The following is a 26,044-nucleotide window of genomic DNA, read 5'->3' as shown; positions in this document are numbered from 1 at the left end:
ATTTATTTTTAGAGTTTACGTAATTCTTCTAAAATCTCTGTTTTACTCTTGGTTTTATCATCAATTTGTTTAATTACTTTTGCTGGCACGCCTGCAACAACGGTATGCGCTGGAACGTCTTCCACAACTACTGCCCCAGCAGCCACAACGGCACCTTCACCAACACGAACCCCTTCTAGTACGACCGCATTCGCTCCAATGACAACCTCGTTTTCAATAACCACAGGTGCGGCACTTGGTGGTTCAATGACACCAGCTAAAACCGTTCCTGCGCCAATATGACAATGCTTCCCTACAGTTGCACGACCGCCCAAAACAGCGCCCATATCAATCATAGTCCCTGCACCAACGACGGCGCCAATATTTAGAATAGCCCCCATCATAATCACCGCTTGATCGCCAATTTCAACTTTTTCGCGAATCAAAGCACCTGGTTCAATCCGAGCATTAATGTCTTTCAGATCAAGAAAAGGAATTGCTGAGTTACGTGCATCGTTTTCTACAACATAATCCTCAATTTTTTCTTTGTTTGCTTCTAAAAAAGGTTTTACGTCAGCCCAATCGCCAAACAATGTCCCAATTTTACAATTATTAAAGACCTTAATTGTTTCCGGAAACGTGACTTCTTTTAATTGCCCTTTCAGTGTTACTTTAACAGGCGTTTGCTTTTTGGCATCGCCAATATACTGAATAATCTCATATGCGTCCAATCACAGCACTCCTTTACTTCGTGTTATCATACAGAATAACGCATTTATGAGAAAAAAGTAAAGAGTTTCTTGCGTTTTATTTAAATTACTTTCATTTCTTCTTCTGATTTAGGCAGAACAAGATGATGTTTTTCTAATTCATGCGCCATATGATTGACCGCTTTTAAAATTTCTTTGCGTGTAATGATACCTTTAAAGCGTTGATTATCATCAACCACTGGTAAAAAAGAAGCATCTACTAATAAATGTAACACTTCTTCTAAATCCCACGATTCACCAATTACAGGAACATTGACTTCCATTACATCGGCCACAGTAAATTCATTCAATTTTTCAAAATCCACTGAAGTCAAATCAAACATTTTATCTACAACGTCTGTCAAGCCAATTAAGCCAACAAAGCGATCTCCCTTATCTAACACAGGAATCTTGGAATAGCGAACTTGCGATAAGACTAATGCCGCATGACTTAATGGATTTAAACACATTACGTTGGCGACATTTTCGGCGGGTACTAAAAACGTTTCTTGTTTTTCTAATAATAATTCTTTTACAGCAGTCCCTATCATGATTGGGTTGCCTCCATTTCTAATTCTTTAACACGTAACTTATTGTACCTAATTCTGCGGAAAAAGTCTTGGAATTCGCAAATTCTTCATAACTTAACAAACGAAAATTAACGTTTTGTTCTATTCTCTCCAAAAAAAGAGAACGCTTTCTTAAAAAAATAAAAACTTAGTTGTCCCATAACAGACAACTAAGTTTTTATAAAAGACCAATTAATCAGTCAATTATCCTTCTTTTTCACACGTTTCATCACAGCCATCACTGACCATAATAAGCGGAAATCCCATGTTTTCTAAGATAGTGTTTATCCAATAAAAAATGATCAATTGGTTCAACAGCTGGATTAATTATTTCCGTCAAACGTGCCATTGAACAGATTTCATCTAAAATCAAACTGTTTTCAACTGCTTTTTCCGGAGTCATTCCCCAAGTAAATGGGCCATGTCCATAAACTAGCACTCCTGGAACTGCTAAAGGATCTAGTTCTTGTTCATGAAATGTTTCAACAATGACTTTGCCAGTCTCTTCTTCATAGTTTTCTTTAATTTCACTTTCATAGAGCGCTCTTGTGCAAGGTACAGCGCCATAAAAAGCATCCGCATGGGTGGTACCGTAAGGAGGTAAGGCTCGCCCTGCTTGAGCCCACGTAACACTATTCAGGGAGTGCGTGTGCGCAATCGCTCCAATTTCTGGCATTTTTTGATAAAGATAAAGATGCGTGGGTAAATCAGAAGACGGCTTTAATGCATTGGTTTCCAATAGTTGTCCCTTTAAATCAGTCACTACCATCTGTTCCTTGGTCATTTCTTGATATTTGACGCCGCTTGGTTTAATTACGATAATTCCTAATGACCGATTGATTTCACTAACATTGCCCCACGTTAATTTGACTAAGCCCAGTTTTGGCAAAGCCAGATTCGCTTCATAAACACGTTGTTTCATTGCTTGGATGATCGCTTTATTGTTCATAATAACCCACCTCTGCTAATTTGGGATAGAGATACTGCTGCGCGGCTTGAATTTTTTCTTGAAAATTCAAATCCGTTTCATTCCACATTTCAATTAAAAAAGGACCACTATAGTTTAACCGCTTGAGTGTTTTCAATAAGCCTGTAAAATCAACACAGCCTTCTCCAAAAGTAACTTCCCGAAACTTCCCTTCAAATGTGTCTGTTACAGCGAAGGTATCTTTTAAGTGAATAGCAGCGATTTCAGCAATTCCCTTTTCAAGCTCAACCGCCGGATTATTTTCCGGCCAAGCAGACAAATTACCTAAATCAGGATAAACATGCAAAAAAGGAGACGGAATTTGTTCCTTAATTTCTAGAAATTTTTGTATGCTATTCATAAAAGGGTCATCCATAATCTCAACAGCCAGAATGACACCGTATTGTGCAGCTTCCTCAACGCCCTTTTTCAGACCTTGAAGAAAAAATTCCCTTGTTTCGGCAGTTTTTTCTTCGTAAAAGACGTCATAGCCAGCTATTTGAATTACCCGTATGTTTAATTGATGAGCCAAACGAATCGCTTGAGATAAAATTTTCCGCCCTTTTTCACGTGTTTCTTTATTTAAAGAGCCTAAAGGAAACCGCCGATGACCACTTAAACACAAAGAATGGATAAAAAAATCTTCTTTCACCATTAATTGATAAAGTTCTTGTAACTGGCTTGGTGTCCAAGCCAATCGTGCTAAACGTTCATCGGATTCATCAATTGACATTTCTAAAAAATCAAACCCTAACTTTTTGGCCCATGTTAATCGTTCTGCCCAAGTTAAATTTTGCGGGAGTGCTTTTTCATACAGTCCAATTCGTGCCATTTTATCACTTCCAAATCTGATCGATTTTTTTTTGAAAATCTTTGGCTGCTTGTTCAGGATTTTTTGATTCGGTAATCCCACGGCCCGCAATAAATGTTGCAACTGCCATTGTTTGAAACAATTCAAGCGTTTCGACAGTTAAACCACCTGTGACGGACACTTCAAAGCCTAAGTCAATTAGTTCTTGAACTTTATTCAAATCTTTTTCTCCCCAGCTGCCGCCAGCTAAAAGAGCATCTCTACTTTGATGATAAATCACCTGATTAATCCCTAATTCTCGCCATTGTCGAGCTTGTTGCATTGTCCAATTTCCATATAGTTCTACTTGTAATTCTCGGACTTCTTTTTGAGCTGCAGCCATCGTTGGTAAGGTGGCGCAACAAATGACCGTCATGAAATCAGCGCCTGCTTGTGCGACATTACGAGCAACTGTACCACCCGCATCAGCACATTTTGTATCAGCAACAATCGTTTTATTAGGAAACATGCGTTTTAAACAACGAATTGCTTTTTGGCCTTCTTGTAAACACAAAATAGTGCCAACTTCGATAATATCGACAATTTCTCCAACTTTCATACAATCTGCTAAAGCGTCTTCTAAGCTATTATGATCTAAAGCGATTTGTAAGTTTGGTCTTTTCATCTTTCCCACCCTTTTATTCAGATTTTTGATAACGATCTGAAGCCATATATTTTTCTTGAATTTCTTTTGCAGACATTACATTTTTAATGCCAATCACTGTGACTCCACGTTTTTCTGCTTGCTGAAACATTTGTAAAAAATTGACTGGAGTAAAAACAACGTCGTATTGGCTAGCAGAGCTTTTTCCTTCTGAAATGGCGCAATGATGAATTTTTGTAATCGGTACGCCTAGTTCTTTCATTGCTTTTTCAACACTCCGCATCATCATTAGACTCGTGCCAGAACCATTGGCACAGGAAACAAGTATTCTCATTTCAAATTCCTCCTTTAATTCTCTTGAAATTTTTTAGCATATTGTTCATAATCATTGACAATCATAAAGTAACCTTCTGGATTTCTACGATACTGAAGTTGCGGAATTATTAGTAACCCAATCACCACCACTGCTACGCCAACATAGCCTAGAACTTTCATAATGATTGTAAATAACGGCCAAGCTGTTGCCCAATCGAACATGCCCAAATAACCGCCATATTGAGATAATCCAATCCATGTAGCAAATAAAGCTGAGCCACCTACTTGGATTAAACCTGAAAGGAAGGGGAATAAACAAGCAGCTTTTACTCCACCACGATTATTTGCATAAACAGCTATGACAGCGTTATCAAAAAACAATGGGATAAAACCCGCAATAACGATTGTCGGAGACTTTAATAGAATCAGTAAGCCAATCATTAAAAACTGGCCTAATGCGCCAAAGAGAAACCCAATTGTTACTGCGTTGGGCGAGCCAAATCCGAAAGTCGCTGCTACGTCAATCCCAGGAACAGCGCCTGGTAAAATGGTATTTGAAATCCCTTGGAATGACTGCGTCAACTCGTCGACAAAGGTTCTAACACCCAATTGTAAGATAGCTAAATAGACAGCAAAATTTAATGAAGTGGTCATGATATAAAAGAAGAAACTCTGCCCTTCTTGCATAAATTTAGCTTGAATTAAATAATCTTGTCCCAAAACAAGCAAGATAATGCCAAAGAAAAAGAGCATCAAAATGGACGTAGCAACCATATTTTCATTAAAAATGGATAGAAATCCTGGTAATTCGATATCTTCCAATTTTTTATCGACCTTCTCTGAACGATGTTTCTTTTGATCACGTTTTTTCAACCATTCTGCTAATTTTGCAAAAATAAATATGCCAAACATTTGTTGATGGGCTACCGCAAAACCAGCACCTTCTGTTAATTCCTGCGTAATCCCTACCGTTAAATTTGAAGCAACTGCCCAATAACACCCAAGAATTAAGCCCATAAAAATTAGTACTTCGATTCTACCTAAGTTAGGAAAACAAAAGAGTAAAATCCAGAAAGCGGTAGCTGCTTGTTGAATCTGAACATTCCCTGTTGTAAAAACGGCTCTCAATTTTGTATATTTTTGAAAACGAACCAACAAAATATTCATAATAAATGCGATCAATAACAAAATCATCACATCACCAAAGGTTCGTCCAAAGGTTTTCATCAATCCAGCATCGACTGCATTTTGCCCGAAATATGGATCGGTAACCATTGCCTGTAAATTAAATCGCTCTTTCAAGCCTACTAGAATAGGGCGAAAATTATTAACCAAACCACCAGAACCAACACTCAAAATAAAATAACCAACTGTCGCTTTCAGAAAACCTGCTAAACATTCATAAAAGGGCCTCCGTAACAAGAGATAACCTAATAACACGATGAAACCAATCAAATATGCTGGCTGTGTTAAAACGTTCGTAGCAAAATAAGTCCAACTATTTAACAAGAACTCCCCCATTGATTTTTCCCCCTATAATTGATATTTCTCCATAACTTCTTTAAAATCCATTGGCGTATTTGTTTCTAACAAGTCAGCAATCACGCCATCCGTCATCAATAAATCCATCAATTGCTGAATATTTTCAAGATGTTCGGCGGGATTTTGGGCTGCCAATGTAAAAAATAATGTTGCTGTTTTTGCTTCTTGATCGCCAGTAAAAGTGACTGCTTGCTTAAATTTTGTAAAAGAAATGGCCGTTCCAAAAACGCCTGCGCTTTCCTCTGATGAATGTGGCATGGCTACTTCAGGAGCAATGATGATATAAGGTCCAAACGTTTCGACACACTGAATAATCTCATCGACATAACTCTGATCGATGACGTGTTTTTGGAGTAAAATCAAACAACTTTCCTGAATCGCCTCTTGCCAACTAACCGGTTCTTTATCAGGGTAATGAATAAGCTCTTGCTCCCAAAAATAAGTTAACATTGTACATCCAGCCTTTCTTACAAGAATGAAGGAAATGGTGTATCATTTTCTTTAACAAAAACATCATCAAAGCCACGATCAAAGTTAAATTCTAAGTTGTCTTTGTCATTTGGATAAACAAATTTGCCACCCACTTGCCAAATATATGGTTTAAATTGATAATGTAAACGATCTTTTTTAAATTTCCAAATTTCCATGATTTCTTTTGGATCCGCCATAAAATTAGACCAAATATCATAATGAACAGGAATGACTACTTTCGCATTTAAAGATTCTGCCATTCTCAACATATCAACAGAAGTTATTTTATCTGTGATACCGCGAGGATTTTCGCCATATGCTCCTAAGCAAACATCAATTGCATATTGATTACCATGTTTCGCAAACAAGTTAGAATAATGAGAGTCTCCGGCGTGATATACCGTACCACCTGAGGTTTCAAATAGATAATTGACAGCTAGTTCATTCATGTCCTGAGGCATTTTACCTTTAAATGTATTTTCAGGATCATCAGAAGTAATTAGCGCGGTTCGATCAAAAGCTTCCAAGGCCACTACATTCACATCATTCACTTTTATTTCTTGACCAGGCTCTATAACCCGTGTTTTTTCTGCCGGAACACCCCAACGCTGCCATGTTTTCACTACTTCTTTTGGACCAATAAATAGAGCCTTAGGACAATTTTGATGAACAGCAGCAGCTGTGTGAATATCCAAATGGTCTGAATGAATATGTGTGACAACTAAAGCATCTACCTCTTTTATTTCAAAAGGATCAATCACAAAAGGTTGTGTTCTTAAATTAGGTTGCATTTTTTGGCAACCACTCATGCGCATCATTTGATGGCCATTTTTCATTAAGCCGTTCCCGTGCGTTTGTTTTCCTGTTCCACACCATAAATCACATAAAATATTCGTGTTCTCATGCGTTTTCAGCCAAATGCCTGTACAACCAAGCCACCAGAGTGCAACCGTTCCTTGAAGCACATTTGTCTGATTAATTTCTTCGTTTAAATAAGTGCCCCATTCTGGAAATGTCGCCTTCAACCAACTTTCTTTTGTAATTTCATGAATCGATTTGCTCATGCTACCACTCCTCTTCTCAAATGATTGTGTTATGCTTTATAAGAAAATCATAGCCGCAAAAAATCACAATGAAAACCCTTTTATATGATTGTTTGCACTTTTAATGATTCTTTTACGTGTTTTGTTTTCCTATGAGTTATACTATTTCATGGGGGACCGTGTCCAAAAAAATAACTAAAGGAGGTTGTATTACTTGAAAAGTTCATTAGAAACCATTGAAAAAAGGCAACAAAACATTCTCGCGCTGCTGCAAAAAAACAAACAAATGACTACCTATAAATTAGCAGATGCTTTAAATGTTTCCTTAAGCACAATTCGTCGTGATTTAAATGTCTTAGAAACTAAGAATGACATCATTCGAAAATATGGGTATTGTATTTACAACGACCAAAATCAGAAAGACTTTGATCAATCAGGACCGGAGTTATTAAAACAAGCCATTGCTCGTGTTGCTTGTAGCTATCTAAGTGATTATGATACCGTTTTCATTAATTCAAGTTCCACTGCTTTGAATATTCTCCATTATTTAAAGGCCGACCATCTGACCATCGTAACGAATAATTTAAAAATTGCCACCAAGCCTCATGTTTCTCAATACAATTATATTTTGACCGGAGGCGAATTACGTTTTCCCAAAGAAGTTCTGGTAGGAGATATTGCCATTAACACAATCACCGCAACGCATGCCGATGTTTGCGTAATTGGCTGTAGCGGGGTCAGTTTAGAACATGGCGTCACTACAAAAATTTTCAATGAAGCAAAAATTAATGAGCTTATGATAAAACAAACAACAAAAGTAAAAATTCTGGTCGCGGACCATCGAAAAATCGGCTTGACGTCTAAATTTAAAATTGCTGATATTACCGCTTTTGATTGTTTGATTACAGACAAACATTGCTCATCAACTTTAATTACAGAACTTCGTAAGACCGGCTTAAAGGTTATCCAAGTCGACTAAAAAAAGAGCGTAGGACAAAAATCAAAAAGAGATTTTTGTCCTACGCTCAAAATCTGATAAATAAAAAAGTAGCACTTATTTCTTAACATTCACTTACTTCGTAAACGTTGCCTTTAATCGTTCCAACGGTTGGTGCTCTTTGTTATAATACTGAACGAGATATTGTTCAGGTGTACTTTCAATTATGGCATATGTTTTCTCTTGAACTGGTCCACGAGGTAAACGAATACTTCCCGGATTAACAAAGAGAATGTTATTGTGTCGCTCTGCGCCGAGTACATGAGTGTGACCAAATAAGGCAATTGTCGCTCCTGCTTCTTCCGCTTGTAAAGCAAGTGTCGTGAGCCCCATTCTAACATTGGCCAAATGACCATGTGTCATATAAATAACTTGATCCCCCACTTTTTTAGTCACAGTTTTGGGAAATTCATCATAAAAATCACAATTTCCTTGGACTACAATGAATTTTTGCCAAAGTTCATCTGTCGGTTCTAATTCAGAATCACCACAGTGAAAGAGTGCATCGACTTGTCCTTCATAATGATTCACTAAATCAACTAAACAGTCACGGTCGCCATGATTATCGCTTACTACCAAGATTTTCATACGTTTCAACTCCTATTTTTTTAGCCATTCTTCCCATTGTTCTTTTAATTTTGCCACTGCTTGTCCACGATGACTAACTTTATTTTTCTCTTCTCCAGACAATTCAGCTGCCGTCTTACCAAGCTCTGGAACATAGAAAAGTGAATCGTACCCAAAGCCTCCTTCACCACGAGGAATCGTACCGACTTCTCCTGGCCATTCAGCTTCGACCACCAGACTTTCTTTCTTTGGTTCAGCAAAAACCAATGTACAATGGAAACGCGCTTGTCTTTTTTCTTTTGGCACGCCCGTTAACTCATGTAGTAGTTTCGCATTATTTGAAGCATCGTTAGTTGGCTCACCAGCAAAACGAGCAGAATAAATCCCTGGCATTCCTCCTAAGGCATCAACAATTAATCCTGAATCATCTGCTAGTACTGGTTTCTGTAAAATTTCTGCAATTGTTTCAGCTTTTAGACGAGCATTTTCTTCAAATGTTCGACCAGTTTCTTCTACATCTGGCAAATTCGGATAATCTAATAACGTCTTAACTGTATATCCTTTTTCACCAAAAATTGAACTAAACTCTTTCGCTTTACCAGGATTTCTAGTCGCAATGACAATCACTTTCTCTTCTGAATCTTGCGAAGGGACTTCTTCAGAGGCTAAAGCATAAAGCGCTTCTTTCTGATACGCAATTAATTCCTCAATCCCTGTTTTTCCATAAAAGAGCATGGCATTTAACTCATCTCCTGAGAAGGTAGCTTCTTCACCCGTTCCTTGAATTTCCACAAATTCACCAGACTCGGTCATCACGATGTTCATATCCACTGCAGCATTCGAGTCCTCTGCGTAATCTAAGTCCAGCACACAATAACCATCGGGTAAAATACCCACGCTGACAGCAGCTAAATGCTCTTTAATTGGGTCTTCCGCTAGTGCACCAGTCATCAATAAATGATTGACTGCTAAGCGTAGAGCAACAAAAGCGCCTGTAATACTAGCTGTACGGGTTCCCCCATCTGCTTGAATCACATCACAATCGACAACAATGCTCCGTTCCCCTAACTTTTCTAAGTCAACAACAGCTCGCAATGACCGCCCAATCAAACGTTGAATCTCCATTGTTCGCCCTGTTAATTTTCCTTTCGCACTTTCCCGAATATTTCTTGTGTTCGTCGCGCGAGGGAGCATGCTATATTCAGCTGCTACCCAACCTGTTCCCGCGCCTCGTAAAAATGGGGGAACCTTTTCTTCGACAGTGGCTGAGCAAATTACTTTGGTATCGCCAAACGAAATAACCACCGAACCTTCTGGATGTTTAAAAACATTGGTTTCAATAGTGATCTTTCGCAATTCTTTTGGTGCACGACTATCATGTCTAATCATTTTCGTTTCCTCCTAAGTGAATCTGTTGTGCTTTTAAGTTCTCTATACCAAGCCAACTGCTTGCAATCTCTTCAAACATTTTTGCAGAACCAGTTGTATAAAATTCATGGGGCTGTGTAGGCGCTTCAGGCGTGTGGGCAATGTCAAAATAATCGAGAAGCATGCTGACTTCGCCAACTGTTTCGGCTCCTGAGTCAATTAATGTCACATGACTCCCCATCACATTTTGAATCACCGGACGTAACAACGGGTAATGGGTACAACCTAAAATCAACGTATCAAGTCCTTTTAATTGTAGTGCTTGAAGTGTTTCTGCCACAATTTTTTTTGCTACGGAAGAACGATATTGATTACTTTCAACAATGGGGACAAATTTAGGGCAAGCTAAACTAGTCACCTCAATTGCTGGTGCCTTACTTTTAATGGCGATTTCATAGGAAGCACTTTTGATTGTCCCTAAGGTACCTATGACACCAATTTTGTTATTTTTTGTGACTTTAACGGCTGCTCGTGCGCCAGGTAAAATAACACCGACAACTGGAATTGGCAAGGCAGCTTTAATTTCTTCTAATGCGACAGCCGTCGCGGTATTACATGCGATTACTAGCATTTTTATTCGTTTTTTCAATAAAAAATCGGCCATTTCCCAAGTAAACTGAACGACTTGTTCGGCTGGTCGTGGACCATATGGGCAACGGGCTGTATCTCCTAAATAAATTAATCGTTCATTTGGTAATTGTTTTAGCGCTTCCTTTAAAACAGTTAATCCACCAACGCCAGAATCAATTAATCCAATGGCTTCTTGATTGCTCATTCTCATCCTACCTTTGCCTTTTATTCACTGCCTTTATTTTCTACTTTTTAAGGACTATTGTCAATTTTTCCTGTTTTGCTCTCATTTATTTCTTTTTTTGAAGGAAATCTTTTTCGATTAAAAAACTAGTAATTCATTTTTTTGTATGTTATAATTCCTAACATTGAGAATACAATTAGAAATACATTTGGTTAATTTAATTTAAATAACACGTTTCTCACCGAATCCTCTGTTATCTTTTCTACCAAATGATTGCAAAGGAGACTGCCTATGATTTCTTTAGAACATGTAAATAAGTATTTTGGGGAGCATCACGTTTTAAAAGATATTACTTTGAATGTAGAGCAAGGAGAAAAAATTGTCATTATCGGACCCTCCGGCTCTGGCAAAAGTACATTAATTCGGTGTATGAACCAATTGGAAAAAGTCAATGATGGTTCCGTCGTAATTGATAACATTGACATCACCAAACCGAAAGCACCGATTCAAAAGGTTCGCCAGAAAGTTGCCATGGTCTTTCAAAATTTTAACTTATATGCTCACAAAACGATTATTGATAATTTAACGTTAGCACCGATTAAAGTGATGGGCGTTTCCAAAGACGAAGCGATTCGTACTGGCATGGAGTATTTAGAACGAGTCGGTTTGGCTGATAAAGCTTCTGCTTATCCTTCGCAGCTTTCTGGCGGGCAGCAACAACGGGTCGCTATTGCTCGTGCCTTAAATATGCATCCTGAGATTATCCTTTTTGATGAACCGACTTCGGCACTTGATCCAGAAATGATTCAAGAAGTTTTAGATGTAATGGTCGATCTTTCCAAACAAAATATTACCATGGTTTGTGTCACACATGAGATGGGCTTTGCTCGTCAAGTGGCTGACCGTGTAATCTTCATGGACCAAGGACAGATTATTGAACAAGGAACGCCTGAACATTTCTTTACAAGCACTGAAAACCCTCGTGCAAAAGAATTTCTAAGTAAAATTATTCATAACGGGTAATGAATAAAAAACAAAAAATTGGAGGAATGAAGGAATGAAAAAACAAAATAAATGGCTGGCTGGACTCTCCTTACTTGTATTAGCAGGCATCATTGTGGGCTGTGGTAGCGGCAACAATGACTCAACTTCCAAAAGTGCTTCATCAAACAAAACGGTCACAGTAGAACAATTAAAAAAAGCGGGGAAAATTAAAGTAGGTGTCAAAGAAGACATTCCTAATTTTGGCTATATGAATCCTGATACAAACAAAAATGAAGGAATGGAACCAGATATTGCACGCTTGATTGCGAAAGAAATTACCGGCAGCGAAGAGAATGTGGAATTTGTGGGCGTGACAGCGAAAACGCGCGGTCCCCTTTTAGACAATGGTGAACTAGATATGGTAATTGCTACATTTACAATTACTGATGAACGTAAAAAGACTTATAATTTTACAACTCCTTATTATACAGATGAGATTGGTTTCCTTGTGCGCAAAGAGGATAACTTCTCAAGTATGAAAGATTTAGACGGAAAAACAATCGGCGTTGCACAATCTGCTACGACAAAAGAAAACTTAGAGAAAAAAGCGCAAGAGGAAGGAATCAAATTTACTTATCAAGAATTAGGTTCCTATCCAGAATTAAAAACAGCGTTAACTTCTAAACGAATTGATGCATTTTCAGTGGATAAATCAATCCTATCTGGCTATGTGGATGGCAAGACAGAAATTTTAAAAGATGGTTTTTCGCCACAAGAATATGGAATTACCACAAAGAAAGCAAATACTGAATTAAATGATTATCTAAATGGTTTAATTGAAAAATGGGAAAAAGACGGCACACTAGAAAAAATTTATCAAGACTGGGGCTTAAAAAATTAATCATTCCTAAGACTTGAAGAATCAAAAATTTTAGGAGGGATTTTTATGTTTTTGTTAGCCAATATTTCCTGGCTTGAAGAAGGGCCATTTGCCTTATATCGTTGGGAAGCTTTATTTCAAGATTGGCGAATTTTTGGTCAGGCATTTCTCTATACTATTCTGCTTTCTTTAGGAGCGATCTTAGTTGCCTTTGCTTTAGGCATTTTCTTTGGCAGTTTATCAGCGACCAAAAGTAAACTTTTACACGCAATTAGTCGTGTCTATGTAGAATTTTTTCAAAACACACCTTTGTTGATTCAATTTATCGTAGTCTATTATGGCTTTCCTCTGCTAAGCCCGCTGCTTTCATTTTCTATTACTACGATTGCCATTCTGTGTGTAGGCCTCTATCATGGCGCCTACATTTCTGAAGTGGTTCGCTCAGGAATCGGAGCTGTCCCAAGAGGGCAATTTGAAGCGGCTTACTCCCAAGGATTAACGTATGGTCAAACGATGCGGTATGTGATTTTACCACAAGCATGGCGGATTATGTTACCGCCTTTAACCAATCAAGTAGTGAACCTAATTAAAAATACGTCAACAGTTGCCATTATTTCTGGCGCTGACGTAATGTTTGCTGCCAATAGTTGGTCGTCTGTCAACTTGAACTATATTCCCGCCTTTGCGCTTGCTGGTTTCTTATATTTCATTCTTTGCTTCCCATTAGCGAATTTGGCTAGAAAAATGGAAGAAAAAAATAAGAAAGCATATAGCAGATAGGAGGAAAACAGATGCCTTTTTCAGAAGAAATGCGTCAATTACTGACAGCAAATAATTTTCAATTTCTATTTAACGGCTTAAAATTGACGCTCTATATTTCCTTCGTCTCAATTATTTTGAGTACGATTTTTGGCACCATTCTAGCCGTTTTGCGAAATCAAACCCATGGACCACTGAAGTTACTTGCCAGTATTTATGTAGAAGTAGTGCGTAATATTCCAAACTTATTGTGGATTTATGTTATTTTTTTGATTTTCAAAATCAAATCCACACCTGCTGGAATTGTGAGTTTTACTGTGTTTACCACCGCTGCTTTAGCGGAAATTATTCGTGGTGGTTTAAATGGGGTCGACAAAGGCCAAATTGAAGCGGCACGTTCTCAAGGTTTTTCAAATTGGCAAATTCTTTATCATATTGTTTTGCCTCAAGCCATTCGCAATGTCTTACCAGCAATTGTTTCTCAGTTTGTTACTGTCATCAAGGATACAAGTTTCTTGTATTCCGTGATTGCTTTACAAGAACTCTTTGGCAAATCTTATATCTTAATGGGGCGCTACGCACAAACAGGACAAGTATTCACTATTTACGGAATCGTCGCCCTAATTTATTTCATTATTAACTTTAGTATCTCACAATTTTCACGTTGGCTTTCACGAAATTGGGCGAAAAGTTATTAATGTAGTTAAAAACAGGAGGCTGAGACAAAAGTGTTTAGCTCCAAGAAATAAGAAGGAATTTCCGAAAATTGTTCTTTAATTTTTGGAGAATTTCGGCTTATTTCCGAAGGAGCTGCTTTTGTTCAGCTGATTATCTTAAGATTTAGAAAGTGGGGCATAAGTCATTTCGACTTATGCCCCACTTTCCTGTTTTTATTTTATCTTACTTCTACTTGATGTTTTTCAATTAGCGCTTTTTCAACTTTTTCCATTGAACGGTTAATTTCTTCATCCACTAATGTCGCTTCTGCATTAACGAAAGTTAAACTATACGCCATTGATTTTTTGTCAGCGCCTAGTTTTTCACCTTGATATACATCAAATAAATGAATCTCTTTCAAATATTTACCTGCGTTATCTGAAATAGTTTTAACTAGTTCTTGATTGGTAACTGTTTCATCGACTAATAAAGCAATATCTCGAGAAACTGCTGGGAATTTAGACACTGCTTCATAAGTAACCCTGCCTGCTTCTGTGGCTACTAATTGTTGCAAGTTTAATTCAGCAACATATGTTTCAGGAATATCGTACGCTTTCGCTGTCGTTGGGTGAACTTGTCCGACAAAACCAACCACTTCATCTTCTAAATAAATCCATGCTGTCCGGCCTGGATGCATTTCTGGAATCGCCGTTGTCGCTTGATAACTGATTTTTTCTGTTAATCCTAAAACAGCTACAATACTTTCCACTAAGCCTTTTACTGTATAAAAATCAACGGCTGTTGCTTTTGTTTGCCAATCTTTAACCATTGTATTACCAGTTAAAGCAAGTGCTAAGTGATTTTCTTCTGTAGGTAAATTTTTTGTTGGATCTTCTGTTTGGTAGAAAACGCGTCCTACTTCGTAGAAGGCGATATTATTATTTTTACGTGCCACATTGTATGCGACATCATCTAATAAACCAGAAATTAAGTTCATACGTAACACAGAACGCTCTTCACTCATTGGCCATTGCAAACGTGTTGTTTGACTTTCTTTCATCATAAATTGACGGGATTTTTCTTCTGTTGTCAATGCATAGCTGATGGCTTCACTCGTACCATGACCTTCCAGTAAGCTCTTTAATTGGCGCGTAACATGTTGTGCTTTGGTTAGGCTTCCAGCAACTGTTTCTCCACTTGGCAATGTTGAAGGTAAATGATCATATCCATAAATGCGCGCCACTTCTTCAATAATATCTGCTTCAATTGCAATATCCCAACGTCTTGGTGGAATCGTAATTTCATATGCGCCTTGATTTACTTCATAAGCAAAACCGAGTGCTTCAAAAATTTCATTCACCGTTGCTTCATCTAATGCAGTGCCTAAATATTGGTTGATTCGCTCTAAAGTCACAGCTACCTGCGCTTCTTTAACGGCCACTTCAGAACCAACTGCAGTGCCTGAGACCACTGTTCCGTTGGCTAACTCTGCAATCATCGCGGCTGCCACATCACAAGCTAGCCCAACTGTCGCTTGGTTGATGCCTTTTTCAAATCTACTTGAAGATTCACTCCGTAAATTGAATTGTTTAGACGTTTTGCGAATAGACAATGGATTGAACAATGCCGCTTCTAAAGCCACAGTTGTTGTTTCTTGACTGATTTCAGAATTAGCCCCACCCATTACTCCGGCTAAGCCGACAGGCGTTTTTCCATTCGTAATGACGATATTTTCTTCTGTTAATTGACGTGTTTCACCATCTAATGTAATTAGTTCTTCTGCTGCTGTTGCTCGACGAACCAAGATTTCTTTGCTATCTAATTTTTGATAATCAAATGCATGCAATGGTTGACCAAATAATAATAAAATATAATTTGTCACGTCCACCACATTGTTAATCGGACGGATTCCTTCATTCATCAATCGGTTTTGCAACCACTGAGGACTTTCTGCAATCGTCACATCTTTAATGACACGAATTTGATACGCTGGTGCATCTTGTGAATCTTCAACAGTCACTGTTACGTAATTTCCCACGTTATCTGAAGCATCTTCTTTGAGTTCGGGATCATTAAACTGAGGCGTTTGACGATAAATTGCGCCAACTTCATAGGCTACCCCTCTCATACTTAGTGCATCTGCACGGTTTGGTGTAATTGATAATTCAATAATCGCATCATCCATGTCTAAATAAGGGAAAACAGGTGTCCCATTCACTGCTTCTTGAGGTAAATAATAAATCCCTTCAGCGTAGGCTTTTGGTACGACATTATCTGAATACCCTAGCTCTTCTAACGAACAAATCATTCCGTTAGAGACTTCGCCACGCATTTTACCTTTTTTAATTTTTTGATTTCCTGCAATTCTTGAACCAGGTAACGCTACGATGACTTTAATTCCTGCTTTTACATTTGGTGCTCCACAAACAATTTGTGACAATTCTTCTTCACCGATGTCTACTTGGCAAATTGATAAGTGGTCAGAGTTTGGATGAGGAACACATTCTTTTACTTCACCGACAACAATTTTCTTTAATCCTTCTTCAGGTACAGCAACGCCCTCAACTTCGATACCTGTCACAGACATTTTGTCCGCTAATTCTTGCGGAGTAACGTTTGAAAGATTAACATATTCATTTAACCATTTATAAGAAACTAACATTTTTCAACTACTCCTTTACCTTGAATTGATTTAAGAAACGTAAATCATTTTGATAAAAATTACGGATATCATTTACACCGTAACGTAACATAGCAACGCGATCTGGTCCTAAGCCAAAGGCAAAGCCTGAGTACTCTGTTGGATCAATCCCTGACATTTGTAACACATCTGGATGAACCATGCCCGCACCTAAAATTTCAATCCAACCTGTATGTTTGCAGACGTTACAACCTGCGCCGCCACATTTAAAACAGCTAACATCTACTTCGACTGAAGGTTCTGTAAAAGGGAAATAGCTAGGACGTAAACGAATTTTACGATCTTCACCAAACATTTTTTTCATCATGACTTCTAACGTCCCTTTTAAATCACCCATTGTGACATTTTTATCGACAACAAGGCCTTCAATCTGATGGAATTGGTGACTATGTGTCGCATCATCTGTATCACGACGGAATACTTTCCCAGGAGAAATCATTCGTAATGCACCTTTTGAAAAATCGTGTTTTTCCATTGTTCGAGCTTGAACTGGTGAAGTATGCGTACGAATTAACATCTCATCTGAAATATAAAACGTATCTTGCATGTCGCGTGCCGGATGATCTTTTGGTAGATTCATGCGTTCGAAATTATAATGATCGGATTCTACTTCGTATCCTTCCACTACTTGATAACCCATGCCTAAGAAAATATCTTCAATCTCTTCCATAACTTGTGTCAAAATATGACGTGTGCCTTGAGGCATTTGTTTTCCAGGTAAAGTTACATCTAAACTTTCTTCTTTTAGTGCCGCATTTAACTCTTCGTTTTCTAAAACAACTTTGCGCGCTTCAATTGCTTCTGTTAATAAATCACGAATTTCATTTGCAAAGCCCCCCACCACTGGTCGTTCTTCTGGTGAAAGGTTTTTCATGCCTCTTAATACTTCGGTGATTGGCCCTTTTTTTCCTAATGTTTCTACGCGAATTTGGTTTAATTCTTTTAAAGTAGCAACTTGTGCGATTTCTTTGAGCGTATTGTCTCTAAGAGCTTCTAATTGCGCTTGTAATGTCATTATGCGTTCCCCTCTATCTTTTATTTAAACTAAAAAAAACGATAACCCATTCCTTTCAAAGGAACGAGCTATCGTGTTACCATCCTAATTCATAACAAATTGTTGTCATGCACTCATTTCATTTAACGGCAATTACCGGTTTGCTTTCTTCTTGAAAACAAACAAACTCAGGAAGTGAATTTCGCTTGGTGACTGTGTAAATCAGCTTCCAGTCTCTGGCTGACTCTCCCTAAAACACGTCAATTCAAACTACTTGTTTCCATCACTGTTTTTTTAGTTATTTAATTACGTTTAGTTTACAAGAAGTTTTGCTTGCGGTCAACTGCATTCTTCGTCTTTTACCCATTTTTCTGCCCAATGTTGAATTTGTTCCATTGCTAATTGCAAGTCTTCGCCTTTTTCGGTCAGGAAATATTCTAAGCGATTTCCTTCACCGCAACGAACAGCTTTGGTGATAATTCCTTCAGCTTCTAGTTCCTTCAATCGCTCTACTAAGACACGATCACTTAACATTGGAATTTTTTCTTTTAATTCGCCAAAACGTTGAGGACCTCGTTCTAATAAAACATCAATAATTAAACCATTCCATTTTTTACCAAGTATTGAAAATGATTTTTCAAATTTGGGACAAAGTACAAACGATTCTGTTTTTACTTTTTCCATCTTCCTCACCTCTTCAATGAGTATAGCACATTCCTTACAAAATGTAAGTGTTTCTGCTTCTAATTTTTTCTACTTTATAAAATCTACAACATTTCCTGTCTGCATGTCAATAATTACTCCTCCATTTAATAAAATTAAATAGACGTGCGACACCTCTTTATGCGTTGCCTCTTGTAGTGCTCTACGATAAAGATTCATCTGTCCGCGATACCGTTCGACAATTTCAGAAATCGCTTGGGGAGAGGTGCTTTTTACATGATCGGTTTTATAGTCATACAAAATGCATTGATTGTCTAATTCGATATAGCCATCAATAATCCCATGAATTAATAAATCATCTTGTATCGTCTCTGGATAATTTTGAATGAGCTCTTCTGCTTCAATCAGCATAGAAAAAGGTTGTTCCCTTCTAACGGTTTGATGGTGTTGAATCAATTGTTTTCCTAAGGCGGTGTCAAAGAAGGCCACGATTTGTTCCAGATTCATTTTTTCAGCAATTGCTGGTAAAATCAATTTATTTTCCACTAAGCGTTCTTGAACAGCTCGCACTTCCTCGTAAGAAGGTTGCTTACTTAAATCAATTAGTTGTAATAAATAATGGGTTGCTGTCCCAATTTCAGCTGCTGAGGGCGCTTGAACCGTATCTAAAAATTTAGGCTTACTTAAATCTCCTTCAATCATTCGATTGACAATCAACGGTTGCGCTTGAATAGTATTGTCTTCCCGAACCTCAATTTTACCAATTTCTTTGTTATCGGGGTCATCAAATACTCGCTTGATTTCAGAAACAGACTGATAACTGGTGGTCCGAGTAGCCACTTCAAACGGATAATTGAAACTTAACCGTGCAAGACCACGATTGATTTTGTCAGCAGATAATTGCGCTTTTTCGGCTAAATCCTCTGCTTGTCTTTCTGGCAATTGTAATTGCTGAATGGCTGCTCGTAGTTGTTCTTCGTTGAACCACTGAATATGAAAGTTAGCTGGGTGCTTTTTGACTTGCGGAACGTTACTTACTACTACTTCTTGCTGATATTCATCGGCTTTTTGATGACGTACCAATGTCATCCCAACCCAATTCATTAAACTACTTTTACTTTGCAAGCGATTTTCAGCTGGTAGCACCAGTGTTTCTACATCGCCAACTTTCAGCCACTCTTTCCACATCGCCGCTTGGTCTTTATAGGAGCCCACCAGAAAAAGTTTCTGTTCTGCACGTGTCAACGCCACATATAACTTCCGCATTTCTTCGGATAGTAATTTTCTCAATCGTACTTGTTTAATCGCCAAAAATGGTAAAGTATCGTACATAACTCGTTCTTCAGGTTGTAAATAACGAATGCCTACCCCTAAATTTTCTTCAAAGATATAGCGTTCATTCAAATCACTGACATTAAATTCTTTGGTCATATCTAAAACGAATACCACCGGAAATTCTAACCCTTTACTAGCGTGAATCGTCATGACGCGTACGGCATTCTCTTCACTTAAAACGACTGGTTCCGCTAAATCTTTGTCTTTTTCTTGCATTTTTTCGATGAAGCGAACAAATTGAAATAATCCGCGGAAGGTTGTTTTTTCATACGCCGCGGCCCGATCGACCAACGCATATAAATTGGCTTGGCGTTGTTTGCCAACAGGCAACCCGCCAACATAATCAAGATAGGCCGTTTCACGATAAATCGTCCACAGCAAGTTGCTAATCTGGTTGCGTCGAGCCTGTTCCCGCCATTTTTCTAATGATTCAGCAAAACGTATAGTTTTTTCCTGAACAACTGCTTCCTCCATGGTTGGTTCCATCTTTTGATTAAACGTTAAAAATGCTTCGTAGTAACTGGTTTCCTTATTAGCCAAACGAATAAGCACTAATTCGTTTTCTTTTAATCCAACAATTGGTGAACGTAACACAGCTGCCAAAGGAATGTCTTGATAGGGATTATCAATCAATTGAAGCAAGGCAATCATTGTACGAATTTCCGTTGCTTGGAAATAATTTTGAGCATCATTGACTTGAACTGGAATTTCTAATGATTTAAAAACATCTAAAATAGTTAAATTATTTTTCTTTGTAGGCGTTAATAAGACAATATCTTGATAAGTAATCGGTCGATCCGTTTTCAGCTTTTTATCATAAATTAAGAAATTTTGGTCAATTAATTCACGAATTTTCAAAGCAGTAACGTAAAGTTCCCCTTCTGTCTTATCTTCAATCAACAACTCAGGGGATTGTAATTCTGGAAATTCAACTGATTCTGTTGCTTTTTTTTCATAAATTAGCAATTCAGTTGAATAATCAGCCGCCTCCGAAAATTGATCAAAACCATGAACCAAAGCAGCTGACTCATCGTAAGCAATTTGGCCCACTCGCTCATCCATTAATTGACTAAATACTAAATTCGTAAAGTCTAAAACGTCTTTGCGGGAACGAAAATTTTCAGCTAGAATGATTCGTTTACCCTCTTTGCCTTGCCCATACTGATTGTATTTTTCAATAAACAATGTAGGATCTGCCAAGCGGAAAGAATAAATAGACTGTTTCACATCTCCTACCATAAAAAGGTTTCCTTCTGTGCTAAGCGGACGGCGCAACCAATACAAAATAGATTCTTGTAATTGATTGATATCTTGGTATTCATCGACTAACACTTCATCAAATTTTTCGCGATAGTAAACCGAGGCTTCTGATGCATGCCAGCCATCTGCCTGATTTTTCGCTAAAATAGCTAACGTATAATGTTCTAAATCGTTAAAATCCACTAAATTTTTAAGCCGTTTTTCTGCGCCATAGGCCTCCATAAATTGTTTCCCCACGTGAGCCATTTCTTGAACAATGGGCGTGGCCTCTTTCAAGACTTGTTTCATGGCATCTGGAGAAAGTGTAAACAGTTGCTTTTTCAAATCATTTAACGCTTTTTTATTTTGTTCTCGTAACTGTTTGGCTTGTTCCGCGGTTGGTTTCAACTCTTCGGCACGAACCGTTGGGTAGCGGTCAAAGCTTAACAATTCAGTCAAATTATAGGCGCTTTCTAAATCATTTCTCTCTAAAAATTGTAAAAATTGTTTTGTTTGTTCCTTTTCATTTTGAGCTAAATACCAAATCTTTTGAAGTTTCTCTTCGCCCTCTGTTAAGGTCACCATTTCTTCGTAACGCTGAAGAGTTCGTTGTAACGTCTCAACGGCTAGCGGTTTTAAATACGTCTGAAATAACGTTGATTCGCCTAGCTGATCCCCTACTTCGTAGGCTTGTGTTAAGCCATTAATCCACGCCTCTGGATCAGGATTGGCTTTGGCAAATTCATAAAAAGAAAAAATTAAGTTAGTGAGTCCGTCATCACTACGGTCATTGGAAAAATTCGCTGTTAATTGGTAAAACGCTTCTTGATTTTCCGCATAAAATTGTTCACGTAATGCATCCCAAACATCTTCTTTTAATAACAATGTTTCTGTTTCATCTGTTAACATCCGAAAAACTGGATCTATGTCAATTAAATAATAAAAACGACGAATAACAGTTAAACAAAAGGCATGTAACGTGCTGATATTGGCTGTTGGCAAAAGAGCAATTTGACGAGAAAAATGCCGTCTTCTTTCTGGATCTTGTTCTTCATTCATTGCCTTTTGTAAAGCCACTTGGATACGTTCTTTCATCTCACGGGCGGCGGCTTCAGTGTACGTCACAATCAAGAGACGATCGATATCGACGCCGCTTTTGACTTTTTCAATGACACGGCGGACTAAAACGGTGGTTTTTCCTGAGCCAGCCGAAGCAGAAACTAAGATATTTTCATCGCCATCAAACACCGCTTGCCATTGACTGTCGGTGAATTGCTCATTGGCTGGACGTAGTGGAATTGTTTTACTCATCTTCGGTTGCTCCTTCCTCATCTTTGTTTAACAAGCGCGCCATAATTTCCTCTTTGGATAAATTCTCAATACGATGATAATTATTTTCTTTTAACATCACATCAAAATCACAGACACTTCGAAACGGACAATAACGACAAGCAATCCGTTCCTTGCCTTGATAAGCGGGATTAAGTTGAACTTCGCCGCCAATAATTTGATTCCCCGCTTCAATAAATTTATTTCGGTTATGGGAAAGCAACGCGCCTAGTTCTGGTTCTGTCACAAATTTATCTTCTTGGCGACGACCAGGTTTAATTTGTTCTTTGGCGGATTCTTCAATCGGAAACAGCAACGAACTTTGTTTAGCTTGCAGACTCGTATCTAAATGATCCAATAAATCTGGGTCTTTCATCAAAAGACCATCAAACTGATATTTTTTAAGCATTTGTTGTTCAATGTCGTCTTTGCCTTCATAAGATAATGTAGGATTGTGTACATGCAGATAAAGTGAGCCAGCAGGTTTAGCTTCTTGACCAACTAATTGCACAGCATCCATTAAAGCCACATCCAAGTACGTCAGCATTTGCATGGCTAAGCCGTAATACGCTTCTGTCATATTAAATTTACGGTGACTCGATTTATAATCAATCACACCTAAATAGGTTGATTCGGGTGTAACCAATTGATCAATCCGGTCGATTTTTCCCCGAACATGAATTTTCCCTTGATTTTTTAATGGTAATTCCAAACCAGAAATTCCTTTTTTAGCGGCAATTTGGCCAAATAACACTTCCGTTTGAACAGTCGTCATGCCACTTCGTTGGCTTTGGCGTTTCAGCGCCCAACTGACTTTTTTAATTGTTTGACTCAATTGATAGCGAATATAGTTCATGCGACTAGAGGTCGTTAATACAGAAAAACGTGCATCCCCTAAAATACTATTTAGTACTTCCTCCGCCAATAAATTGACTTCCTGATCGGTTAATTCAGATAAGTTCCGTTGATTCATAATCAATAATTTAAAGAACTGATCCAATGCTTCATGGAAAAATTCCCCTGTAGCTGCTGGCGAAAGCCCAAAGACATCTCTTTCTTTCAAACGTAAGCCATAGCGAGAAAAGTATTGATATTGACACCGATAAAAACTCTCCATCCGAGAAACGGATGTATAAATATCTTTACCATATAAAGGTTCTGCTAAGACCTCATCAATCTTTTCAGGAATATTTTGATGCGTTAAACTTTCGAAAACTTGCTTGGCTAGCGGCGCAATTGATTGGTTCATTAGCGCTTTTTCCATATTTAACCAGAAAGGCAACAATCCTTCTTGTGTTTCTTTCCGTTGTCTTTTCAAACGCGTTAATTCACCGATTAACGTCCGATACGTACTAATATGGGCTAAACTGGTCGTTTCATCATCGAAAATGGTTGTTTCATTTTTTTCAAAAACGGGCAAGTTTAAATCTTTTTGGATATTTTTAAAATAAGGAGACGGTTTGACTTCTTGAGCGGTGTCTTTAACACTTGGATAGGTTAAATATAACCGTTCTCGCGCTGAAGAAAAGACGAGATACGCAACATAAGGTTCTTGCGCAATTTTGCGTCCGGTTGTCCCACGTAAATATTGGTTTTCCGTTAAAGTATCATTGATTGTCTGCCGTTCTTCATCAGACAATAGTGTTTTATTTTCAATCTTTTGTGGAAAAATTTCTTCCGTCATCCCAATAGCAAAAGTAACCTTGGCAGCGCCAGGTCGAGTTAAATCCATTGCGCGAACTTGTACTTGGTCAATCGCTGTCGGCACTTTACTATAGTGCAAACCTTCCAAGCCACTAACAAATATTTCTTGAAACGTTGTAAAATCAAACGAACTTTCTCCGTAAACAGTGACGTATTCATCTAGTAACGACATCAATGCATCCCAAGTCTGTTCATGGTTACGAGCTGTTTCTAGTTGACCTGCTTCGATAGCTTGTAAGCGCCACATTTTTAATTGTGTTGCCACACCACTTTGCAGTAAAAAGTGATAGAAGACGGTCGCTGCTTCCAAACCAGTTTTGGCACTTATCATTGCTTGAAAGTAACTAGGTAGCAGCCGTTGAAGCGATTGACGAATCGCATTTGACTCTTCTTCCATCGTAGTGACATCTTCTTGCTCTTCCGCTTCAAAATCATACCGAATAAATTCCCAATCTTTTTCTTGCGACCAATAATAACCTTCATAGCCGTATGCCAGGACTACATTTTCGGTAATATCAACTTTTCTGCGCCAAGCGTTCCGTTGGTTTAACCAATCAGTCAAGCTTTCTTCAGAAGTAGCGAGTTGATTCATTGGCATAAATAATTCCGTTCTCAAAAAACGGAGCACATCACGATAACGATAATTGTACGAATGAATAGCAAATAAAGATTCAATCCATTCGACTAAAGGATGCCGATCCATAGCCATATCTCGGTCGACATAAACAGGAATCTCGTGTTCCGCAAAAATCGGTTCTAATAAATTTTCATAACAATCTAAATCACGAGTCAACACCTGAATTTCTTTGTACCGATACCCTTCTTCCACCACTAAACGGCGAATTTCGGTTGCAACATGTGTTAATTCTTCTTTAACGTTTTCAGCACGCCAGAGAAATAAGCCATCGCCACTCCAGTCAGATGTGCTTAATGGAGGCAGGTGTTCTTGCGATTGAATCCAATAATCGTTTAATCCTTGCAAGTCTGGATTTGTAATTAATACCTCTTTCTTTTCCACATAATCTGAAAGAATCGGGATTTGCTTCTGTCTTGCTAGTTGATAAAGCTGATGATAGGTTTGTCCCGCTTCATAAAATAACGACCGCGGATCAGGTAAGTCATGCGGATATTGTTTGTCCAATAAAAGGGCTACTTTCACAGAACCTGCTTGCGCCATTAGCACTTCAATCAACTTTAATTCTCTGGCAGTAAACTGCTGATAGCCTGAAATAACGAATTGAACATTCGACAAATCAACCGTTTGTAAATACTCGCTTAAATGTTGAATAATCTCCGCTGATTCATAGCCATACTGACTCATTTGTAATTGGAATCGCGTAAAAATTAACGTTAAATCTTGAAACTTAAGTTGTAAATCTTGTCCTTTAGGGTTCTCCGTTTGTTTTTCTAAAAATGGATAAAGCTCCGCAATCTCAATATTGCCTTCGCGCATTTCTTGATAAAGCTGAAATAGTTGCTGAATAAAGCCAGGCTTGTTAATTTCACCTCTAAAAATTTGTAACTCTTCTTCTGCTTCTACTAAAATTTTGCGGAAAATCATCGCAGCACCTGCGTCAGATAAAACATCTGCCGAGTAAAAAGGTGTATGTTGTAAATAGTACCAAGCCAAACGATAAAAACTAAAAACCTGCAGACGGGTACTGGTTATTGAATCAGACGTAGTTGTCTGTAATTGACGTAACTTTTGCAAGACTTGAATTTCTTGCTCAAACTTAATATGGTTCGGGACTAAATAGAATACTTCATGCTGTGCGTCTTCCTCTAGCCATTGTTTTGTCGCCTGTATAAGTGGCGCTTCTAAGTCTGCCACGGCGGTTCCTCTAATAAACTGCACACTCATGGTTTCACATCCTTTTCCTTTGCACTGCCTTTATTTTACCACAAAAGAAGGACGGAAACATGTGTTTGTTTTTACACATTTCCGTCCTTCTCTTTTACTCATT

The 26,044-nt window shown here is 38.1% G+C and carries 22 protein-coding genes and 1 other annotated feature; of the genes, 5 read left to right on the top strand and 17 right to left on the bottom strand.

What is annotated here, in order from left to right; genetic code table 11:
• Positions 1 to 8: 8 nt before the first annotated feature.
• From dapD to ulaG, 9 genes are all read right to left on the bottom strand, one after another.
• Positions 9 to 710, bottom strand: coding sequence for a 2,3,4,5-tetrahydropyridine-2,6-dicarboxylate N-acetyltransferase (gene dapD, locus IGL37_RS04345; RefSeq protein WP_002410358.1), 702 nt, complete (start codon positions 708 to 710; stop codon positions 9 to 11).
• A gap of 80 nt (positions 711 to 790) precedes the next feature.
• Positions 791 to 1,279, bottom strand: coding sequence for a cyclic-di-AMP-binding protein CbpB (gene cbpB, locus IGL37_RS04340; protein ID WP_002358013.1), 489 nt, complete (start codon positions 1,277 to 1,279; stop codon positions 791 to 793).
• A gap of 256 nt (positions 1,280 to 1,535) precedes the next feature.
• Entirely contained in the window at positions 1,536 to 2,246 is a 711-nt protein-coding gene (locus tag IGL37_RS04335) for an L-ribulose-5-phosphate 4-epimerase (protein ID WP_002378186.1), read from the bottom strand.
• Positions 2,236 to 3,096 (bottom strand): L-ribulose-5-phosphate 3-epimerase, encoded by an 861-nt coding sequence (locus IGL37_RS04330; RefSeq protein WP_002410357.1) that lies wholly within the window; start codon positions 3,094 to 3,096, stop codon positions 2,236 to 2,238. Before IGL37_RS04330 ends, IGL37_RS04335 begins: the two co-directional genes overlap by 11 nt.
• Positions 3,097 to 3,100: 4 nt before the next feature.
• Positions 3,101 to 3,739 carry a 3-keto-L-gulonate-6-phosphate decarboxylase UlaD gene (locus IGL37_RS04325; protein ID WP_002381985.1) on the bottom strand — a complete coding sequence of 213 codons (639 nt, stop codon included), beginning with the start codon at positions 3,737 to 3,739 and terminating at the stop codon, positions 3,101 to 3,103.
• Between the two features lie 13 nt (positions 3,740 to 3,752).
• Complete coding sequence (locus IGL37_RS04320; protein ID WP_002358018.1) at positions 3,753 to 4,052, bottom strand: PTS sugar transporter subunit IIB; 300 nt, start codon at positions 4,050 to 4,052, stop codon at positions 3,753 to 3,755.
• Positions 4,053 to 4,066: 14 nt separating this feature from the next.
• Positions 4,067 to 5,554: a PTS ascorbate transporter subunit IIC gene (locus IGL37_RS04315; RefSeq protein WP_002361608.1), complete on the bottom strand. Its 1,488-nt coding sequence runs from the start codon at positions 5,552 to 5,554 to the stop codon at positions 4,067 to 4,069.
• Between the two features lie 12 nt (positions 5,555 to 5,566).
• Positions 5,567 to 6,025 (bottom strand): PTS sugar transporter subunit IIA, encoded by a 459-nt coding sequence (locus IGL37_RS04310; RefSeq protein ID WP_002366459.1) that lies wholly within the window; start codon positions 6,023 to 6,025, stop codon positions 5,567 to 5,569.
• A gap of 17 nt (positions 6,026 to 6,042) precedes the next feature.
• Positions 6,043 to 7,110, bottom strand: a complete 1,068-nt coding sequence (ulaG, locus tag IGL37_RS04305) for an L-ascorbate 6-phosphate lactonase (RefSeq protein WP_016634750.1) — start codon at positions 7,108 to 7,110, stop codon at positions 6,043 to 6,045.
• Positions 7,111 to 7,303: 193 nt separating this feature from the next.
• On the opposite strand from ulaG, the gene IGL37_RS04300 reads away from it, so the two are divergent.
• On the top strand, positions 7,304 to 8,068 hold the full coding sequence (locus IGL37_RS04300) for a DeoR/GlpR family DNA-binding transcription regulator (protein WP_002382117.1): 765 nt from the start codon (positions 7,304 to 7,306) through the stop codon (positions 8,066 to 8,068).
• 93 nt (positions 8,069 to 8,161) lie between these two features.
• Here IGL37_RS04300 and IGL37_RS04295 read toward each other — a convergent pair whose 3' ends face one another.
• The 3 genes from IGL37_RS04295 to racE are packed head-to-tail and all read right to left on the bottom strand — an operon-like array spanning position 8,162 to position 10,862.
• Complete coding sequence (locus tag IGL37_RS04295; RefSeq protein WP_002386618.1) at positions 8,162 to 8,674, bottom strand: metallophosphoesterase; 513 nt, start codon at positions 8,672 to 8,674, stop codon at positions 8,162 to 8,164.
• Positions 8,675 to 8,686: 12 nt separating this feature from the next.
• Positions 8,687 to 10,042 carry a ribonuclease PH gene (rph, locus tag IGL37_RS04290; RefSeq protein ID WP_002358026.1) on the bottom strand — a complete coding sequence of 452 codons (1,356 nt, stop codon included), beginning with the start codon at positions 10,040 to 10,042 and terminating at the stop codon, positions 8,687 to 8,689.
• Positions 10,035 to 10,862: a glutamate racemase gene (gene racE, locus IGL37_RS04285; RefSeq protein ID WP_002358027.1), complete on the bottom strand. Its 828-nt coding sequence runs from the start codon at positions 10,860 to 10,862 to the stop codon at positions 10,035 to 10,037. Before racE ends, rph begins: the two co-directional genes overlap by 8 nt.
• 264 nt (positions 10,863 to 11,126) lie before the next feature.
• Between racE and IGL37_RS04280 the strand changes: the two genes are divergently transcribed.
• Genes IGL37_RS04280 through IGL37_RS04265 form a run of 4 tightly spaced genes read left to right on the top strand, consistent with a single transcriptional unit; the run spans position 11,127 to position 14,156 of the window.
• The gene (locus tag IGL37_RS04280; RefSeq protein ID WP_002358029.1) at positions 11,127 to 11,858 is read left to right on the top strand and encodes an amino acid ABC transporter ATP-binding protein; all 732 of its coding nucleotides are present in this window, start codon (positions 11,127 to 11,129) and stop codon (positions 11,856 to 11,858) included.
• A 34-nt stretch (positions 11,859 to 11,892) separates the two neighbouring features.
• Complete coding sequence (locus IGL37_RS04275) at positions 11,893 to 12,720, top strand: transporter substrate-binding domain-containing protein (protein WP_002360586.1); 828 nt, start codon at positions 11,893 to 11,895, stop codon at positions 12,718 to 12,720.
• Positions 12,721 to 12,765: 45 nt separating this feature from the next.
• Positions 12,766 to 13,479: an amino acid ABC transporter permease gene (locus IGL37_RS04270; protein WP_002363695.1), complete on the top strand. Its 714-nt coding sequence runs from the start codon at positions 12,766 to 12,768 to the stop codon at positions 13,477 to 13,479.
• A gap of 11 nt (positions 13,480 to 13,490) precedes the next feature.
• Entirely contained in the window at positions 13,491 to 14,156 is a 666-nt protein-coding gene (locus tag IGL37_RS04265) for an amino acid ABC transporter permease (RefSeq protein WP_002382114.1), read from the top strand.
• Between the two features lie 197 nt (positions 14,157 to 14,353).
• Here IGL37_RS04265 and pheT read toward each other — a convergent pair whose 3' ends face one another.
• The 5 genes from pheT to IGL37_RS04240 all read right to left on the bottom strand — a co-directional run bounded on the left by pheT (position 14,354) and on the right by IGL37_RS04240 (position 25,941).
• Entirely contained in the window at positions 14,354 to 16,777 is a 2,424-nt protein-coding gene (gene pheT / locus IGL37_RS04260) for a phenylalanine--tRNA ligase subunit beta (RefSeq protein WP_033918042.1), read from the bottom strand.
• 7 nt (positions 16,778 to 16,784) lie between these two features.
• Positions 16,785 to 17,831, bottom strand: a complete 1,047-nt coding sequence (gene pheS / locus IGL37_RS04255; RefSeq protein WP_002396900.1) for a phenylalanine--tRNA ligase subunit alpha — start codon at positions 17,829 to 17,831, stop codon at positions 16,785 to 16,787.
• A 56-nt stretch (positions 17,832 to 17,887) separates the two neighbouring features.
• Positions 17,888 to 18,106: a binding site (T-box leader), on the bottom strand.
• Positions 18,107 to 18,149: 43 nt separating this feature from the next.
• Positions 18,150 to 18,494 (bottom strand): winged helix-turn-helix transcriptional regulator, encoded by a 345-nt coding sequence (locus IGL37_RS04250; RefSeq protein WP_002358035.1) that lies wholly within the window; start codon positions 18,492 to 18,494, stop codon positions 18,150 to 18,152.
• A gap of 69 nt (positions 18,495 to 18,563) precedes the next feature.
• Complete coding sequence (gene addA / locus IGL37_RS04245; RefSeq protein ID WP_033918041.1) at positions 18,564 to 22,358, bottom strand: helicase-exonuclease AddAB subunit AddA; 3,795 nt, start codon at positions 22,356 to 22,358, stop codon at positions 18,564 to 18,566.
• Positions 22,351 to 25,941: a PD-(D/E)XK nuclease family protein gene (locus IGL37_RS04240; protein WP_033918040.1), complete on the bottom strand. Its 3,591-nt coding sequence runs from the start codon at positions 25,939 to 25,941 to the stop codon at positions 22,351 to 22,353. Before IGL37_RS04240 ends, addA begins: the two co-directional genes overlap by 8 nt.
• Positions 25,942 to 26,044: the final 103 nt, after the last annotated feature.

It is taken from the genome of Enterococcus sp. AZ119 (genome assembly GCF_050546175.1).
GTDB lineage: Bacteria > Bacillota > Bacilli > Lactobacillales > Enterococcaceae > Enterococcus > Enterococcus faecalis.
This window is presented reverse-complemented; position numbering and strand designations above follow the sequence as displayed.

Bases quoted from the DNA above. Each gene is read 5' to 3' on its own strand.
- pheT (WP_033918042.1), bottom strand. From the start codon at position 16,777: ATGTTAGTTTCTTATAAATGGTTAAATGAATATGTTAATCTTTCAAAC.
- IGL37_RS04325 (WP_002381985.1), bottom strand. From the start codon at position 3,739: ATGAAAAGACCAAACTTACAAATCGCTTTAGATCATAATAGCTTAGAA.
- ulaG (WP_016634750.1), bottom strand. From the start codon at position 7,110: ATGAGCAAATCGATTCATGAAATTACAAAAGAAAGTTGGTTGAAGGCG.
- addA (WP_033918041.1), bottom strand. From the start codon at position 22,358: ATGAGTAAAACAATTCCACTACGTCCAGCCAATGAGCAATTCACCGAC.
- racE (WP_002358027.1), bottom strand. From the start codon at position 10,862: ATGAGAATGAGCAATCAAGAAGCCATTGGATTAATTGATTCTGGCGTT.
- rph (WP_002358026.1), bottom strand. From the start codon at position 10,042: ATGATTAGACATGATAGTCGTGCACCAAAAGAATTGCGAAAGATCACT.
- IGL37_RS04295 (WP_002386618.1), bottom strand. From the start codon at position 8,674: ATGAAAATCTTGGTAGTAAGCGATAATCATGGCGACCGTGACTGTTTA.
- IGL37_RS04310 (WP_002366459.1), bottom strand. From the start codon at position 6,025: ATGTTAACTTATTTTTGGGAGCAAGAGCTTATTCATTACCCTGATAAA.
- IGL37_RS04315 (WP_002361608.1), bottom strand. From the start codon at position 5,554: ATGGGGGAGTTCTTGTTAAATAGTTGGACTTATTTTGCTACGAACGTT.
- IGL37_RS04250 (WP_002358035.1), bottom strand. From the start codon at position 18,494: ATGGAAAAAGTAAAAACAGAATCGTTTGTACTTTGTCCCAAATTTGAA.
- cbpB (WP_002358013.1), bottom strand. From the start codon at position 1,279: ATGATAGGGACTGCTGTAAAAGAATTATTATTAGAAAAACAAGAAACG.
- IGL37_RS04265 (WP_002382114.1), top strand. From the start codon at position 13,491: ATGCCTTTTTCAGAAGAAATGCGTCAATTACTGACAGCAAATAATTTT.
- IGL37_RS04275 (WP_002360586.1), top strand. From the start codon at position 11,893: ATGAAAAAACAAAATAAATGGCTGGCTGGACTCTCCTTACTTGTATTA.
- IGL37_RS04240 (WP_033918040.1), bottom strand. From the start codon at position 25,941: ATGAGTGTGCAGTTTATTAGAGGAACCGCCGTGGCAGACTTAGAAGCG.
- IGL37_RS04330 (WP_002410357.1), bottom strand. From the start codon at position 3,096: ATGGCACGAATTGGACTGTATGAAAAAGCACTCCCGCAAAATTTAACT.
- IGL37_RS04335 (WP_002378186.1), bottom strand. From the start codon at position 2,246: ATGAACAATAAAGCGATCATCCAAGCAATGAAACAACGTGTTTATGAA.
- pheS (WP_002396900.1), bottom strand. From the start codon at position 17,831: ATGACATTACAAGCGCAATTAGAAGCTCTTAGAGACAATACGCTCAAA.
- IGL37_RS04320 (WP_002358018.1), bottom strand. From the start codon at position 4,052: ATGAGAATACTTGTTTCCTGTGCCAATGGTTCTGGCACGAGTCTAATG.
- IGL37_RS04280 (WP_002358029.1), top strand. From the start codon at position 11,127: ATGATTTCTTTAGAACATGTAAATAAGTATTTTGGGGAGCATCACGTT.
- IGL37_RS04270 (WP_002363695.1), top strand. From the start codon at position 12,766: ATGTTTTTGTTAGCCAATATTTCCTGGCTTGAAGAAGGGCCATTTGCC.